The sequence below is a fragment of the Streptomyces canus genome (genome assembly GCF_001514145.1).
GTDB classification, from domain to species: Bacteria; Actinomycetota; Actinomycetes; order Streptomycetales; family Streptomycetaceae; genus Streptomyces; species Streptomyces canus.
In genome coordinates, this window is sequence record NZ_KQ948657.1 from 194,635 (window position 1) to 209,109 (window position 14,475).

13 protein-coding genes are annotated in these 14,475 nt (G+C 70.4%); 7 read left to right on the plus strand and 6 right to left on the minus strand.

Annotated features, from left to right (window positions below; genetic code table 11):
- Positions 1-80 precede the first annotated feature (80 nt).
- Positions 81-722, minus strand: coding sequence for a DUF6758 family protein (locus tag AQJ46_RS05720; RefSeq protein ID WP_057610066.1), 642 nt, complete (start codon positions 720-722; stop codon positions 81-83).
- A gap of 159 nt (positions 723-881) precedes the next feature.
- On the opposite strand from AQJ46_RS05720, the gene AQJ46_RS05725 reads away from it, so the two are divergent.
- Positions 882-2,117 (plus strand): MFS transporter, encoded by a 1,236-nt coding sequence (locus AQJ46_RS05725; RefSeq protein WP_059205115.1) that lies wholly within the window; start codon positions 882-884, stop codon positions 2,115-2,117.
- Between the two features lie 30 nt (positions 2,118-2,147).
- Here the strand turns inward: AQJ46_RS05725 and AQJ46_RS05730 are convergent, their stop codons facing one another.
- Positions 2,148-2,732: a suppressor of fused domain protein gene (locus AQJ46_RS05730; RefSeq protein ID WP_059204565.1), complete on the minus strand. Its 585-nt coding sequence runs from the start codon at positions 2,730-2,732 to the stop codon at positions 2,148-2,150.
- Between the two features lie 484 nt (positions 2,733-3,216).
- On the opposite strand from AQJ46_RS05730, the gene AQJ46_RS05735 reads away from it, so the two are divergent.
- Together AQJ46_RS05735 and AQJ46_RS05740 are read left to right on the plus strand one after the other, a co-directional pair.
- Positions 3,217-4,335, plus strand: coding sequence for a magnesium and cobalt transport protein CorA (locus tag AQJ46_RS05735; RefSeq protein WP_007384525.1), 1,119 nt, complete (start codon positions 3,217-3,219; stop codon positions 4,333-4,335).
- Positions 4,336-4,345: 10 nt separating this feature from the next.
- Positions 4,346-4,855, plus strand: a complete 510-nt coding sequence (locus AQJ46_RS05740; protein WP_059204566.1) for a hypothetical protein — start codon at positions 4,346-4,348, stop codon at positions 4,853-4,855.
- On the opposite strand, the gene AQJ46_RS05745 is transcribed toward AQJ46_RS05740, so the two are convergent.
- A complete protein-coding gene (locus AQJ46_RS05745) occupies positions 4,852-5,604 on the minus strand; it encodes a hypothetical protein (RefSeq protein ID WP_079072142.1) in 753 nt (250 codons plus the stop codon). The genes AQJ46_RS05740 and AQJ46_RS05745 overlap by 4 nt on opposite strands.
- Before the next feature lie 202 nt (positions 5,605-5,806).
- On the opposite strand from AQJ46_RS05745, the gene AQJ46_RS05750 reads away from it, so the two are divergent.
- From AQJ46_RS05750 to AQJ46_RS05765, 4 genes are read left to right on the plus strand one after another with little or no spacing between them, the layout of a single operon-like run.
- Positions 5,807-7,084 (plus strand): magnesium transporter MgtE N-terminal domain-containing protein, encoded by a 1,278-nt coding sequence (locus AQJ46_RS05750; RefSeq protein ID WP_057610061.1) that lies wholly within the window; start codon positions 5,807-5,809, stop codon positions 7,082-7,084.
- Positions 7,074-7,673 (plus strand): DUF1003 domain-containing protein, encoded by a 600-nt coding sequence (locus tag AQJ46_RS05755; RefSeq protein WP_057610060.1) that lies wholly within the window; start codon positions 7,074-7,076, stop codon positions 7,671-7,673. The genes AQJ46_RS05750 and AQJ46_RS05755 overlap by 11 nt, the downstream gene beginning before the upstream one ends.
- A gap of 43 nt (positions 7,674-7,716) precedes the next feature.
- Positions 7,717-8,850 carry an Mrp/NBP35 family ATP-binding protein gene (locus AQJ46_RS05760; RefSeq protein WP_057610059.1) on the plus strand — a complete coding sequence of 378 codons (1,134 nt, stop codon included), beginning with the start codon at positions 7,717-7,719 and terminating at the stop codon, positions 8,848-8,850.
- A 47-nt stretch (positions 8,851-8,897) separates the two neighbouring features.
- Positions 8,898-10,829 (plus strand): glycosyltransferase family 2 protein, encoded by a 1,932-nt coding sequence (locus AQJ46_RS05765; protein WP_059204567.1) that lies wholly within the window; start codon positions 8,898-8,900, stop codon positions 10,827-10,829.
- A gap of 44 nt (positions 10,830-10,873) precedes the next feature.
- Here the strand turns inward: AQJ46_RS05765 and AQJ46_RS05770 are convergent, their stop codons facing one another.
- The 3 genes from AQJ46_RS05770 to AQJ46_RS05780 form a co-directional block, all read right to left on the minus strand.
- On the minus strand, positions 10,874-11,539 hold the full coding sequence (locus AQJ46_RS05770) for a hypothetical protein (RefSeq protein ID WP_059204568.1): 666 nt from the start codon (positions 11,537-11,539) through the stop codon (positions 10,874-10,876).
- 272 nt (positions 11,540-11,811) lie between these two features.
- Complete coding sequence (locus AQJ46_RS05775) at positions 11,812-12,237, minus strand: sec-independent translocase (RefSeq protein WP_057610056.1); 426 nt, start codon at positions 12,235-12,237, stop codon at positions 11,812-11,814.
- A 235-nt stretch (positions 12,238-12,472) separates the two neighbouring features.
- Entirely contained in the window at positions 12,473-14,395 is a 1,923-nt protein-coding gene (locus tag AQJ46_RS05780) for a S1C family serine protease (protein WP_059204569.1), read from the minus strand.
- Positions 14,396-14,475 lie beyond the last annotated feature (80 nt).

A 14,475-nucleotide genomic window follows, 5' to 3' on the forward strand; every position in this document is an offset into this window, starting at 1 on the left:
GGAACAGAAGAGGACGCTCAAGGATAACCAGATCATCCAGCTCCTCTGTCACACCCGCTACTAGGGTGCGCCCCCTACCGTCAGGGCTTCAGCAGTCGGGGCGACAGCGCCCCGCAGGGCACCAGTTCCACTTCCGCCCCCGCGTCCCGCAGGTCCGTGAGCACCAGCTCGTCGTACATCAGCAACCCGGACTGCTCGGGCCAGACGACCGCCCACACCCACAACCCGAGCGCCTCTCCCGCGAACACCGCCCGGTCGTCCGGCGCCCCTGCGACATGCCACAGCGGAGTCGGCCGGCCGGCGGCGAGCACCTTCGCCTGCGCCGGCTTCTCCACGCTCATGTACGGCCCCGGGTCCGGCCCGTCGATGCCCGCGTAACGCGCCCCGAGCCCGACGCCGAGCTCCTCGGCCACGAGGATCAGCTCGCCGACACCCCCGAGCGGTCCGGGTCCCGTGCAGGCCACGGCCGTGGCGCGACCGCCGCTGCGGTCGTCACCGGCGCAGGCCACGCCCGTGAACAGCCAGCCGACCGGCAGCGGCCACGGCATCCACACCGGCACCTGCGTGCGATGCACCACGACATCGAGGGCCTCGACGCTGGGCGGGATCACGGGCTGCAGCGGATGCACGGTCCCGTGCACATCGCACTGCCAGGAATCGGAGAAGAGTCCGGGAGCCCTGACCCGGCCACCACACTTCGGGCAACTGGGTTCGCCCCTCATAGGGCCCCACGGTCCTACCCTCACTCCCTCACGTCAAGGACGATCACCCGTCCGGACGGAAGCGGTTCACCAGGGCAAGTAGATGTAGCTTGCATTAATTAGCTCCTCTAACTTACTATGTGCATATACCAACTATCTACGTCTGGATGGGAGCACATGATGGGAGCCAGTCAGGACCCCTTCGACGCGGGAGCGACCAGCCTCCTGCGCCAGCCCAAGGCAGTCTGGGCAACCGCCGGCGCGTCCGTCGTCGCCTTCATGGGCATCGGACTCGTGGACCCGATCCTGCCGTCGATCGCCCAGGGCCTGAACGCCACGGCGAGCCAGGTCTCCCTCCTGTTCACCTCGTACTTCCTGATCACCGCGATCGCGATGCTGGTCACCGGCTTCGTCTCCAGCCGCATCGGCGGCAAGAAGACCCTGCTGCTCGGCCTCGCCCTCGTCGTGGTCTTCGCGGGGCTCGCGGGCACCTCGGGCTCGGTCCAGGAGCTGGTCGGCTTCCGGGCCGGCTGGGGACTGGGCAACGCCCTGTTCGTCTCCACGGCCCTCGCCGTCATCGTCGGCGCGGCGGCGGGCGGCAGCGCGGCGGCGATCCTGCTGTACGAGTCCGCGCTCGGCCTCGGCATGGCCTGCGGCCCGCTTCTGGGCGCGCTGCTCGGTGACGCCAGCTGGCGCTACCCGTTCTTCGGTACGGCCTTCCTGATGGCGATCGGCTTCCTGTGCATCACGGTGTTCCTGAAGGAGCAGCCCAAGCCGGCCCGAAAGACGTCCCTGCTCGACCCGATCAAGGCGCTCGGCCACGGCGGGCTCGCCTCGGCAGCGGTGTCGTCCTTCTTCTACAACTACACGTTCTTCACCGTGCTGGCCTTCACCCCCTTCGTGCTCGACATGACCCCGTACAAGTCGGGTGCCGTGTTCTTCGCCTGGGGTGTCCTGCTCGCCGTCTTCTCGGTGTTCGCCGCGCCGCGCCTCCAGGAGAGGTTCGGTTCGCTCAAGGTGCTCGGCGGCTCACTCGTCCTGCTCGCGCTCGACGTGCTCGTTCTCGGCTACGGCAACCACACGGCGGCCATCGTCTGCACGATCCTGTCCGGCGCCTTCATCGGCGTGAACAACACCGTCTACACGGAGCTGGCGCTCGGCGTCTCGGATGCCCCGCGGCCCGTGGCGAGCGCGGGCTACAACTTCGTGCGCTGGTTCGCGGCGGCCGCGGCGCCCTACTTCGCACCGAAGATCGAGGAGTGGACCGACATCCACATCCCCTTCGTGGTGGCGGCGGTGACGGCGGTGCTGGGCGCGCTCGTGGTCGTCGTACGGCGCAACGCGCTCACCCACGAGGCGGAGGAGCTGGAGCCGAGGCACGCGACCGAGGACAGTGTCACCGTCTTCGCCAACTGACGGCTTCCGGCCACCACTTGGTGACCTTGCTCACTCCAGCGGGACGGATTTCCGGGACGGATCCCTGAGGTCCGTCCCGTTCGTCAGCCAGCGCTCCTGCAGCGCCTGGGCGCCGTGGACGCGCTTCCAGGCGGCCTCGTTCGGCGTCATGGGGAGCAACGGCAGGAAGTGGACCGGGTCGAGGGGCTCGTCGAGTTCCAGGTCCTCGACCAGTCCGCCCGGCTCGGCGACCAGGACCGAGGTGAACGGGGCGCCGGGCCAAAGGGGTTCACCCACGTCGAGTGAGGCGCCCGGAGCCACGACCACGCCCTCGACCTGCGGGGACGCGGCGAGCACGGCGAGCGGGCGGAGCACCTTGTCGGTATCGGTGAGCCCTGACCGTACGGACATCAGCAGTTCGGCGCGCGGGCCCTTGACCGGGTCGGCGAGCATCGCGGTGGGGTCGCCCATCGGCTGGGCGGACATGCCGAGAGTGGCGTAGCGGACGACGTCCCCGTCACTGAAGCGGAGCACCTCGATGCGGTCCGTGCCGAGGAACGTGACCGCCGCGCGCGCGTCCGGCTCGCCCAGCGCGCTGCGCAACCGGGCCTCGACCAGAGGAAGAACATCTGCCATGCCGCGAGCATAGAACTCGTCAGTACCGGGCAAAGCAGCGCCTTGACACTTGGGTCGGCTGATAGTCTTGCCCGGTCGCCGGGGCAGCACGCAGAAGCGTCGCGCATCGAGTCCCGACGCCAGTGAGACTCCCTTACGGGATTGGATCGTCCCTTACGAGGGACCGGCCGGAGGAGGTGGGGCTGTCATGGATCGAAGTCGACCTGGTAGTACCACTCGTTCTTCCGGCCGCTGATGCAGCTCTGTGACTTTCGGCAACCGCCGCCTTTCACGTTCGCGTCTTCGTGCGGAAGAGCACTTCGTTCGTTTTGCCTGATCTGTCTGATCTGCAGCAGTAGCTGAATCAGTAGCGAAGTTCGCCACCGCGATGGTGCGGTGCTCCCCGCTTTGTGGACGTGCCAAACACCCACAGCAGGACGTCCCCATTCCGGGTAGTTCCATCCCTCGCCGGCGCCCTTTGTTGCCCGTCACGAAGGAGCCTGCCATGTCGATGATCCGTGACCTGCGTGCCGCCGTGCGGCCGTCGCGCCCCTCGCTGCGCAAGGACACCGGCGCGTACGACGCGACGCGCGACCCCTCGACGCCCTCCGCCGTCGTCGACTGCGCCGTCTACCGCGACGGCCGGCGCGTGCAGACCGACCAGCAGCTGAGCCCGCACGAGGCGATGCGCCAGGTGCGCCGCGACGGCGGGTTCGTCTGGATCGGTCTGCACGAGCCGAGCGAGGCCGAATTCTCCGGTATCGCCGGTGAGTTCGGACTGCACCCGCTCGCCGTCGAGGACGCCGTGCAGGCCCACCAGCGGCCCAAGCTGGAGCGCTACGACGACTCCCTGTTCACCGTCTTCAAGACCATCCACTACGTCGAGCACGACGAGCTCACCGCCAACAGCGAGATCGTCGAGACCGGCGAGGTCATGTGCTTCACCGGCCGGGACTTCTTCATCACCGTCCGGCACGGCGGCCAGGGCTCGCTCAGGGCGCTGCGCCACCGGCTCCAGGACGACCCCGAACTGCTCGCCAAGGGCCCCTCGGCGGTGCTGCACTCGATCGCCGACCATGTCGTCGACGGCTATGTCGCGGTCGCCGACGCGGTGCAGGACGACATCGACGAGGTGGAGACCGAGGTGTTCACCCCGGGGCGCGGCGGCAAGGTCTCGCGCGGTGTCGACTCGGCGCGGATCTACCAGCTCAAGCGTGAGGTGCTGGAGTTCAAGCGGGCCGTCGCCCCGCTGCTGCGGCCCATGCAGCTGCTCAGCGAGCGGCCGATGCGGCTGGTCGACCCCGACATCCAGAAGTACTTCCGAGACGTCGCCGACCACCTCGCCCGCGTCCAGGAGCAGGTCCTGGGCTTCGACGAGCTCCTCAACTCGATCCTCCAGGCCAACCTCGCGCAGGCGTCCGTCGCCCAGAACGAGGACATGCGCAAGATCACGTCCTGGGCCGCGATCATCGCCGTACCGACGATGGTGTGCGGGGTCTACGGCATGAACTTCGACTACATGCCGGAGACCCACTGGAAGCTCGGCTATCCGGTGATCATGGCGATCACCGGTGTCATCTGCCTGGGCATCCACCGCACCCTCAAGCGCAACGGCTGGCTCTAGGGTGGGCCCCATGACAAGTGAGCTGCTCGACCGGGCCCTCGTCGAGGAGGCCACGAAGAAGTCCGGCCTCATCTGGGTCGCGGGACCCGGCGGCCCGGCCCGCGCCCTGTGGCACGTGTGGCACGAAGGCGCCGCGTGCCTGGTCGGTGACGGGCCCGGAGAGCAGCCGCTGCCGGGGCTGACCGACGGGGGTGCCGCCGAGGTGACCGTCCGGAGCAAGGACAAGGGGGGCCGGCTGGTCTCGTGGACGGCGAGGGTCGTCGAGCTGGCGCCCGGATCCGAGGCGTGGGAGGCGGCCGTCGCCGAGCTCAAGGGGAAACGGCTGAACGCCCCCGACGGCGAGGCGATGACGGGCCGTTGGTCCCGCGAGTGCCGGGTACTGCGGCTCGAGCCGACGGGGATCACGGGTTCGCTCCCCGACGGCGACCTGGCCGAACCGCCGCTGCCGACACCGGCGACCACGCGTGAGCCGATCCCCGCGGGGCTTCCGCGGCTGCTGATGAAACGACGCAAACGCTAGGACGTCGGCAGCTGTTTGCCGTAGTCCACCGTCTCGTCCTTGCCCGGTTCGGTCAGGGAGAAGTTCTTGCCCCAGGCCGAGAAGGTCAGCGTGCCCGCGCCGCCCGCCCGGGCCAGGCGCAGAGGGTACGGCTTGCCCTCCAGGGAGACGTCCAGCGTGCCGCCGTCACCTTTGTCACCCGTGATGCGGATCGTGCGGGTACCCGCCTGCTCATGGTGGCCGTCGGTGTCCAGGCTGCCGTGCAGCGTCAGAAGTCCGTCGAGGAGAACGTCCTTGTCCGTGAAACCGCTGAACTTCTTGTACGCCGGGTCGCCCGACGGCACCTTCACGTACTTGCCGTCGAGCTTGTCGGCGGCCGCGTCCGAGTCCGAACCGTCGCCCTTGCCGTCCTCCTGGGTCCAGAAGTCCGCGTCGGCCTTCAGGTACAGCTCCTTGCCGATCCGCAGCAGCTGGAAGGTGGCCCCCTGCGCGGTGACCGATCCGGAGCCGCCGCCGGAGTTCAGGCGCATGTCGAGCCTGTACGTACGCCCGCTGGTGACGACGTTCCCCGACAGGCGCAGCGCGTCGGCGGACTCGGCGGCCGCCCGGGTCCTGGACTGGATCTGGTCGGCGGGCAGTTTGCCGACCCCGTTGGTGCCCTCGTCGGGGTCCTCGCTGCATCCTGTCAGCCCCGTTCCCGTCACGACCAGGGCGCACATCGCGCTCACCAGTACGGCCCTGCGGGCACGGCCCTGGGGAATCGCAGTCACAGGTGGGGCTGCCTTTCTGACGAGGGTCCTTCAGCGGCGTACGGCAGCGTACCGGGGCTCCGGGCCCCGGGCGGAGCCAGACCGTCCGGACCGCTCACCAGGGCGTATCCGATCGGTACGGGCTAGCCTTAAGCCCTCCCGAGCGGGCAATCCGGACAACGAACGACGAACGAAGCACCCCGTACGCAAAGGAAGCACAGCCATGGCAGCGGGCGCCCCCCGGATCTTCGTCTCGCACCTCGCCGGCGTCGCCGTCTTCGATCCCAACGGCGACCAGGTCGGCCGCGTACGCGACCTCGTCGTCGTGCTGCGCGTCGGGCGCCGGCCGCCCCGCGTGCTCGGGCTGGTCGTCGAACTCTCCACCCGGCGCCGCATCTTCCTGCCCATGACCCGGGTCACGAGCATCGAGTCCGGCCAGGTCATCACCACCGGCGTGCTCAACGTCCGGCGCTTCGAGCAACGGCCCACCGAGCGCCTGGTCTTCGGCGAACTCCTCGACCGGCGCGTCACGCTCGTGGAGACGGACGAACAGGTCACCGTCCTCGACGCGTCGGTGCACCACCTGCCGGCCCGCCGGGACTGGGAGATCGACCGGGTCTTCGTGCGCAAGGGCGGCAAGGGCGGGGCGTTCAGGCGCAAGGGCGAGGCGCTGACCGTCGAGTGGTCCGCGGTCACCGGCTTCACGCTGGAGGAGCACGGACAGGGCGCCGAGAGCCTCCTCGCCACCTTCGAGCAGCTGCGCGCGGCCGACCTCGCCAACGTCCTGCACCACCTCTCCCCCAAGCGGCGCGCCGAGGTGGCCGCGGCTCTCGACGACGACCGCCTGGCCGACGTACTGGAAGAGCTCCCCGAGGACGACCAGATCGAGATCCTCGGCAAGCTGAAGGAGGAGCGGGCCGCCGACGTCCTGGAGGCCATGGACCCCGACGACGCGGCCGACCTGCTGTCCGAGCTCCCGACGGAGGAGCAGGAGCGGCTGCTGAGCCTGATGCAGCCGGGGGACGCGGCCGACATGCGGCGCCTGATGGCGTACGAGGAGCACACGGCCGGCGGTCTGATGACGACGGAACCGATCGTCCTGCGGCCGGACGCGACCGTCGCCGACGCGCTCGCCCGCGTCCGCAACGCCGACCTCTCCCCGGCCCTGGCCGCCCAGGTCTATGTGTGCCGCGCGCCCGACGAGACACCGACCGGCAAGTACCTCGGCACGGTCCACTTCCAGCGGCTGCTGCGCGACCCGCCGTACACCCTCGTCAGCTCCATGCTCGACGACGACCTGCAGGCCCTCGATCCGGACGCGACCCTGCCGGTCGTCGCCGGGTTCTTCGCGACGTACGACATGGTCGCGGCGCCCGTGGTCGACGATTCGGGCTCGCTGCTCGGCGCGGTGACCGTGGACGACGTACTGGACCACATGCTGCCGGAGGACTGGCGGGAGACGGAGTTCGACTCCGAAGAGGGGACCCCTCATGGTGCCTGAGCGCGAGACGTCGGCCCGTGAGCGCGGCCCGGCCGGGGCCACGGCGGCCACCCGCCCCCGCACCCGGCTCGACCAGCCCCGGGCGCCGCGCCGCCGGCTGCTGCCCGAATGGGACCCGGAGGCGTTCGGGCGGCTGTCGGAGCGGATCGCGCGGTTCCTGGGCACCGGGCGGTTCATCGTCTGGATGACGGTCGTCATCATCGCGTGGGTGCTGTGGAACATCTTCGCGCCCGGCGATCTGCGCTTCGACAACTACCCGTTCATCTTCCTCACCCTGATGCTGTCCCTCCAGGCCTCCTACGCGGCCCCGCTGATCCTGCTGGCACAGAACCGGCAGGACGACCGGGACCGGGTCAATCTCGAGCAGGACCGCAAGCAGAACGAGCGGTCGATCGCGGACACCGAGTACCTGACCCGCGAGATCGCCGCCCTCAGGATCGGCCTCGGGGAGGTGGCGACCCGCGACTGGATCCGCTCGGAGCTCCAGGACCTGATGAAGGAGCTGGAGGCACGGCAGCACGACGGGCACGTCGTATTCCCGGCAGAACGGTCGGATCGGCCGCCGGGACGTGACGTAGACGACCGTTGAGAGCCGTACAGGGGTGCTTGTACGGCGCCGTACCATCGTCTGTATGGCTAGCGAAGACGCGGTGCGCGAGGCACTGGCGACGGTGAACGACCCCGAGATCAACCGGCCCATCACCGAGCTCGGGATGGTGAAGTCGGTGGAGATCGGGGCCGACGGCGCGGTCGCGGTGACCGTGTACCTGACGGTCTCCGGCTGCCCGATGCGCGAGACGATCACGCAACGCGTCACCGACGCGGTCGCGGCCGTCGAGGGCGTCACCCGCGTCGACGTCACGCTCGACGTGATGAGCGACGAACAGCGCAAGGAGCTGGCGACCGCGCTGCGCGGCGGCCAGACCGAGCGCGAGGTCCCCTTCGCCAAGCCCGGCTCGCTCACCCGCGTCTACGCGGTCGCCTCCGGCAAGGGCGGTGTCGGCAAGTCCTCGGTGACGGTGAACCTGGCGGCGGCGATGGCGGCCGACGGCCTCAAGGTGGGCGTGGTCGACGCCGACATCTACGGCCACTCGGTGCCGCGCATGCTGGGCGCCGACGGCCGTCCCACCCAGGTCGAGAACATGATCATGCCGCCGTCCGCGCACGGCGTGAAGGTCATCTCGATCGGCATGTTCACGCCGGGCAACGCGCCGGTGGTGTGGCGTGGTCCCATGCTCCACCGTGCCCTCCAGCAGTTCCTGGCGGACGTGTACTGGGGCGACCTGGACGTCCTGCTCCTGGACCTCCCCCCGGGCACGGGCGACATCGCGATCTCGGTGGCCCAGCTGGTCCCGAACGCGGAGATCCTGGTGGTGACGACCCCGCAGCAGGCCGCCGCCGAGGTCGCCGAGCGTGCCGGCTCCATCGCCGTCCAGACCCACCAGAAGATCGTCGGCGTGGTGGAGAACATGTCCGGCCTGCCGTGCCCGCACTGCGGCGAGATGGTGGACGTCTTCGGCACGGGTGGCGGTCAGACGGTGGCGGACGGCCTGACCCGCACGACGGGTGCGACGGTCCCGGTGCTCGGCTCCATTCCGATCGACGTCCGCCTCCGCGAGGGCGGCGACGAGGGCAAGCCGGTGGTCCTCACGGACCCGGACTCTCCGGCGGGGGCGGCTCTGCGGGGGATCGCGGGGAAGCTCGGGGGGCGGCAGCGAGGGCTTTCGGGCTTGTCGCTGGGGATCACTCCGAGGAACAAGTTCTGAGCCGCACGTGACGGAAGGCATTCCAGGGGCCCGGTAGGGTCCGTGGAATGCCGGGAGTCAAGGTCAGCGTCATCGTTCCCGTCCACAACACCGGGAAGTACGTCGACGAGTGCGCCCCCTCGCTGCTCGGGCAGAGCCTGCCCGCCGACGAGTACGAGGTCATCTACGTCGACGACGGATCGACGGACGACACGCCGGCCCGGGTGGACAAGCTCGCGGCCGTACACTCCAACGTTCAGGTGCACACCCGGCCGGCCTCAGGTTGGCCGGGCGCCCCGCGCAATCTCGGCATGCGGCACGCCAAGGGCGAGTACATCCAGTTCGTCGACCACGACGACATGCTCGGGCCCGAGGCCCTGGAGCGGCTGTACGAACACGCCAAGCGCAATGACGCCGACGTGGTCCTCGGCAAGATGTCCAGCACGATAGTGCGTCCCCGACGGCTGTTCCGGCACACGGTGGACGCGTGCACCATCGAGAACGACGAGCTCATGCAGAGCATGTCGCCGCACAAGATGTTCCGGCGCGCCTTCATCGAGGAGCACGGTCTGCTGTTCCCCGAGGGGCCCTGGATCCTGGAGGACCTGGCCTTCGTCAGCGCCGCCTACCTGAAGGCCGAGCGGATCTCGGTCCTGGCCGACTATCCCTGCTACTACTGGATGAAGCGGGACGACGGCGGCAACAACACCCGGCATCGTTTCAACCCGCGTCACGGCTTCTGGGCCAACTGCCGGACCGTCGTGCGTCAGATCAAGGACGGCACACCCCCGTCCGACGATGTCGACGCGCTGCAGAACCGCCTCCTGCACCGTCTCTACCACGTCGAGATCCTCTCCCGCACCCGCGAGCCCGAGATCCTCCGCGAGGAACCGGCGCAACAGCGGGAGCGCTTCGAGGCGGCCCGGAAGCTGGCGACCGAGGAGTTCCCGGCAGCCGTCCGCGAAGGGCTCCCCGCCGTGTCCCGCCTCCGCGCCGAACTCCTCGAACGCGGTGACTTCGACAGCGCCGTGACCCTCGCGGAGCGCATCCGTCAGGTCAAGGCCCGCAGCAGGGTCGGCGGTCTGCGGTGGGAGGGCGGCCGGCTGGTCGCCGACGTCACCCTCGACCTGCTGCGCGCGGACGGCGAGCCGCTGGTGCTGGTCGAGCGGGACGGGAAGCGGTGGCTCGACCCGGAGCTGCTCGCCGGGGTCCCGGGGACCGAGGACGGCTGGGAGGTCCGCGATCCGTTCCGGCTGGCGTACGCCGAACTGGTCGTCAAGGACCGCGAGCGCGAGGACTGGTGGTACCCCGAGGGCGACCTGGAGGTGCGGCTCGAGCCCTTCGGCCAGGGGCGGTCGCGGCTCGTCGCGTCCGGGCGGCTGCGGCTCGATCCGGAACGGCTCGCGGGCGGGCGGCCGTTGGAGCGCGGGGTCCACGACGTGTGGGCGTACGTCCAACTGCTGGGCGTCGAGCGCATGGTCCGCCTGACCGGCGACGGCACCCCGGGTGCCCCGGCCGCCGGCCCGGCGCTGACCGGCGGGCGGCTCGCGCTGCCGTACTGGACGGGCAGCGGCCAGCTCGCCCTCGACGTGGACCAGCGCCGGCGCAGGCTCGGTCCCGACACGGCCGGTGCCGCCGCGGCGAACACCGCGCGCGGCGAGCGGTCACTGCCGCTGCCGTACCTGGCGGCGACCGCGGCCAGTGGCCCGGCCCGCCTCGAGGTCACCGTGTCCGCCCTGACGGTGGACGCCGAACTGATCGCCGGTGACGACGGGACGACCGCACGACTGAGGCTCCCGGCTCGTCTCCGGCTCCCGGACGGACGCCACCCGGTCGCCCTGCCGAAGTCCCACGCTCCCGTCGCCTACGCCGTCGTCCGCGACGGCGCCCTGCTGCGGCTCCAGGGCCCGGCCCACGCGTCCGGTACCGGACGCCGGTTCCTCGACGCGGTCGCCGACCACCGCCAGGTCCGGCGGGTACGGCGGCGACTGGGCCGATAGGACAGGTGGGGGGCACCGCACGGGCCTGCGGTGCCCCCTACGCGCTAGGCGTACGCCGAGATGTCCTTGATCATCGCGAACCCGAGCCCGTACGCGCTCATGCCTCTCCCGTACGCCCCCACGTGCACGCCCTCCGGCGTGGAGCCGGCGAGCACCCAGCCGAACTCCGACTCCCGGTAGTGGAAGGGCGTGGGCACCCCGTCCACCGGCAGGGACAGCGTGGACCAGTCGGCTCCTTCGAGGTCGTCCGCCAGGACCCAGGCCGTCTCGGTCTGCTGGTCCAGCCAGTCGTCCCGCAGGGAGTGGTCCATCTGGCCGGGCCAGGTGAACGACAGCAGCCCCACTCCGGCCAGCCAGGCGGCGGAGGAGACGGACGTGGCCTCCAGCAGCCCCGTGCCGTCCGCGCTCCTGCGGGAGGGGTTCGCGGCGACGGTCACGACCACCGCGAACTTCTCCTTCGGCTCCGCCGTGGAACCCGCCTCGTTCTTCACCGAGGGCTCGTCACCGTGCCCGATCGACCCATGCTCGACGGCCCCGTCGGCCGACGTGCCGACCTGCATCAGCCAGCGCGGCCCCGTGAAGGCCTCGTCGAGGCCGTACCAGGGGAAGGGCGCCTGAAGGTAGCCGTCGACCGTGCGCCGGGCGGAGGAAACCTGCTGGCCACCCTCCACGGCCGGCGCCTGCGCGACCGCCCCACTCGTCGTCTCCATGTGCCGGACGCCTCCTACTAGCTCTCGTCGGACCGGACCGGCCCGCCCCCCTTCGGGCGGCGTCGCTGGTACGCGTACGGCCCGCACAACAACTCGGCAGCATAGCCACACCGCTCCGAGCTGCCGGGAAACCGCCCGGCGCGCGGGGCGCACGGGGGATGCGTTCAGGCCGTACGAGGTGAGAGCAGGGTATGAAACGCGTCACGTACGACGCGAAAAGGCGCCCGCGAGCCGACCCGCTCGGACAGGCGCCTTCCGGTGGGGCCTACCGCTCAGGTGGCGTCCGCGTCGAAGGGCGGGCGGTTGTCCTCGCCGGGCTCCTCGGGCTTCTTGGTCATGTCGATCCGGCCACCGGAGGAGGACGCCGCGGGGGTGTCCGTGCTGTGCACCGCGTCGGTGACCTCGGCCATCTCCTTCTTCAGGTCGAAGCCGTTACGGATCTCCTTGAGCCCCAGTTCGTCGTTGTCCAGCTGCTTGCGGATGAACGTCTTGGGGTTGAGGTCCTCGAACTCGAAGTCCTTGAACTCCGGGCCGAGCTCCGAGCGGATGTCCTGCTTGGCGCTCTCCGAGAACTCGCGAATCTTGCGCACGGTCCGCATGACGTCCTGGATGACCTTCGGGAGCTTGTCCGGACCGAAGACGAGCACGGCGAGGACAACGAGCGTGATCAGCTCGAGCGGTCCTATGTCATTGAACACCTGAAGCTCCTTGCGATGTCCTCGGTCCTCGGCCCTCGGTGGTCTGTGCGGGTCTTCCGTGGTCCGGGCCGGGTCCACGGTACCTGCCGTTCCCGTACGACCGGTACTGTCCCGAGGGCTCCGAGTGCGGGCGGGTGGGCGGTTTTCCGGGTTGTTTGCCTTGTGGAGCGCGGTTCGGGGGCGTGTCTGTGAGGTTTCCGTCGATCGGCCCTCTGCCGGTTCTCCATCGATTCTCTTAGGCACCGTCCGAGGATCCGAGGACCAACGAGACGTTCTTTTCCCTGCCGTCGCGCTTCAGGGTGAGCTCCAGACGGTCTCCGGGGCGGTGGGCGCGGGTCTTCACGATGAGTTCGTCGCCGGAGTGGATACGGCGGCCGTCCACCTCGGTGATGACATCGCCCGCTTCGAGCCCGGCCCTGTCGCCCGGGCCGCCCTCGGTCACGGCGGGTCCGCCGTCACTGCTCTTCGTCCCGACGCGGGCGCCGTCGCCGGTGTAGTCCATGTCGAGGGTGACGCCGATGACGGGGTGGGTCGCCTTGCCCGTGTTGATCAGTTCTTCGGCGACCCGCTTGGCCTGGTTGACGGGGATCGCGAAGCCAAGACCTATCGAACCGGCCTGACCGGTCCCGGAACCGGATCCGTCGTCGGCGGAACGGATGGCGGAGTTGATGCCGACGACCTGGGCCCGGGAGTCGAGGAGCGGGCCGCCGGAGTTGCCGGGGTTGATGGGGGCGTCGGTCTGCAGGGCGTCGACGTACGACACATCGGTGCCGCCCCCGCTCTCGCCTCCGGCGGTGATGGGCCGTTCCTTCGCGCTGATGATGCCGGAGGTGACGGTGCCCTCCAGGTCGAAGGGGGCGCCGATGGCGACGACCGGGTCGCCGACCTGGACGTTGTCGGAGTTGCCGAGGGCCATGGGCTTCAGCCCTCTGACATCGCTCACTTCGACGACGGCGAGGTCGTACCCGCTGTCCCGTCCCACGACGGTGGCCTTGGCGGTGTCCCCGCTGTGAAAGGTCACCGATATCTCGCCGTCGGTCCCGGCCGGCTCCACGACGTGGTTGTTGGTCAGGATGTGCCCACGATCGTCCAGCACGAAGCCGGTACCGGTACCGGACTCCGCGGCCCCGCTCACATGCAGGGTCACGACGCTGGGCAGGGCGCGGGCGGCGATCCCGGCGACACTGTCGGGAGCCCGCCCCCTGGGCTCCTCCGCAGCCTGCGGCAACTCCACGACGTCCCCTCCCGCACCATGGCGCTCGAGATACGCCCCTACGACCCCACCCACACCACCTGCGACGAGCGCGAGCAGGAGAGCACCGGCGAGGAGCGCCCGCCGGGTTCGGCGACGCGGGGTCTCCACGGCGGCGCCGGTTTGCTGGAGGGGGGCGGCGACGGGGGCCCAGGGGTCGTAGTTCTGCCAGGGGGTGCGGGTGGAGGCGCCCGGGGCCGGGGGCGGAAAGAGAAGGCCGGAGGCCTGGGGCGGGAGCGGGTTCTCGGGGACCGGGGCCGACGAGGGCACCGGTGAGTCGGGGGAAGGCGTCAGGGGTGCTTCCGGCGATGTGGGCGTGGGTGAGCCGTGCGGCGCGGGCACGTCATGGTCCTTGGGCGGCCCGGAGGTGACCGCGCCCCGGGTCGCGGGCGTGCCATGGGCGGGCGGCGCGGAGAGGGGCGGCGGAGGCGGTGTGGGTATCGCTGTGCCGGGTGCGGGTGCGAGTGGGTTCGCCGGGTGCTGGACCGGCGGGGCGGGGGCCCAGGGGCCCGGTACGCCGTACGGCGGGGTGCTGGTGGAGTCGGAGCCGTGCGCGGACTCGGGGCGGTCCGTGGCGGGCTCGGCAGGAGCCTGGCCGACGGCGTCGACGGGCTCGGTGGAGCGGTCGTCGACGGGAGTGTCTTTCGCAGGGGCCTCCGTCGGCAGGGCAGCCGCCGACTCCGGCCGTGTCGGCGCGAAGTCCCCCTCCGCGGCGGAGGCGTCCCGCGGGGCCGGGAGTTCGTAGTCACCCTCCGAGTTCGCCCCGGAGAACGGAGGCCTCAGCACGAAGTCGTCGTCGGACGGTGTCGTGGCAGGTGTCGGGCTGTCGCTCTCGCGCGGCCCCGAAACCCCCCGTGGCCTTGGTCGGCTCCACCATTTCGCCTTCGTGGGCTTCCCCTCGTCCATGCTCTCCCCACAGCTGACCGGCCGCGGTGCGCGGCACGTCGACCTACCTGTGGATTCAACCAGGTTCACGCGCCGCGGAG

Coding starts and splice junctions, on each gene's coding strand:
- AQJ46_RS05720 (WP_057610066.1), bottom strand. CDS start 722: ATGAGGGGCGAACCCAGTTGCCCGAAGTGTGGTGGCCGGGTCAGGGCT.
- AQJ46_RS05725 (WP_059205115.1), top strand. CDS start 882: ATGGGAGCCAGTCAGGACCCCTTCGACGCGGGAGCGACCAGCCTCCTG.
- AQJ46_RS05730 (WP_059204565.1), bottom strand. CDS start 2,732: ATGGCAGATGTTCTTCCTCTGGTCGAGGCCCGGTTGCGCAGCGCGCTG.
- AQJ46_RS05735 (WP_007384525.1), top strand. CDS start 3,217: ATGTCGATGATCCGTGACCTGCGTGCCGCCGTGCGGCCGTCGCGCCCC.
- AQJ46_RS05740 (WP_059204566.1), top strand. CDS start 4,346: ATGACAAGTGAGCTGCTCGACCGGGCCCTCGTCGAGGAGGCCACGAAG.
- AQJ46_RS05750 (WP_057610061.1), top strand. CDS start 5,807: ATGGCAGCGGGCGCCCCCCGGATCTTCGTCTCGCACCTCGCCGGCGTC.
- AQJ46_RS05755 (WP_057610060.1), top strand. CDS start 7,074: ATGGTGCCTGAGCGCGAGACGTCGGCCCGTGAGCGCGGCCCGGCCGGG.
- AQJ46_RS05760 (WP_057610059.1), top strand. CDS start 7,717: ATGGCTAGCGAAGACGCGGTGCGCGAGGCACTGGCGACGGTGAACGAC.
- AQJ46_RS05765 (WP_059204567.1), top strand. CDS start 8,898: ATGCCGGGAGTCAAGGTCAGCGTCATCGTTCCCGTCCACAACACCGGG.
- AQJ46_RS05770 (WP_059204568.1), bottom strand. CDS start 11,539: ATGGAGACGACGAGTGGGGCGGTCGCGCAGGCGCCGGCCGTGGAGGGT.
- AQJ46_RS05780 (WP_059204569.1), bottom strand. CDS start 14,395: ATGGACGAGGGGAAGCCCACGAAGGCGAAATGGTGGAGCCGACCAAGG.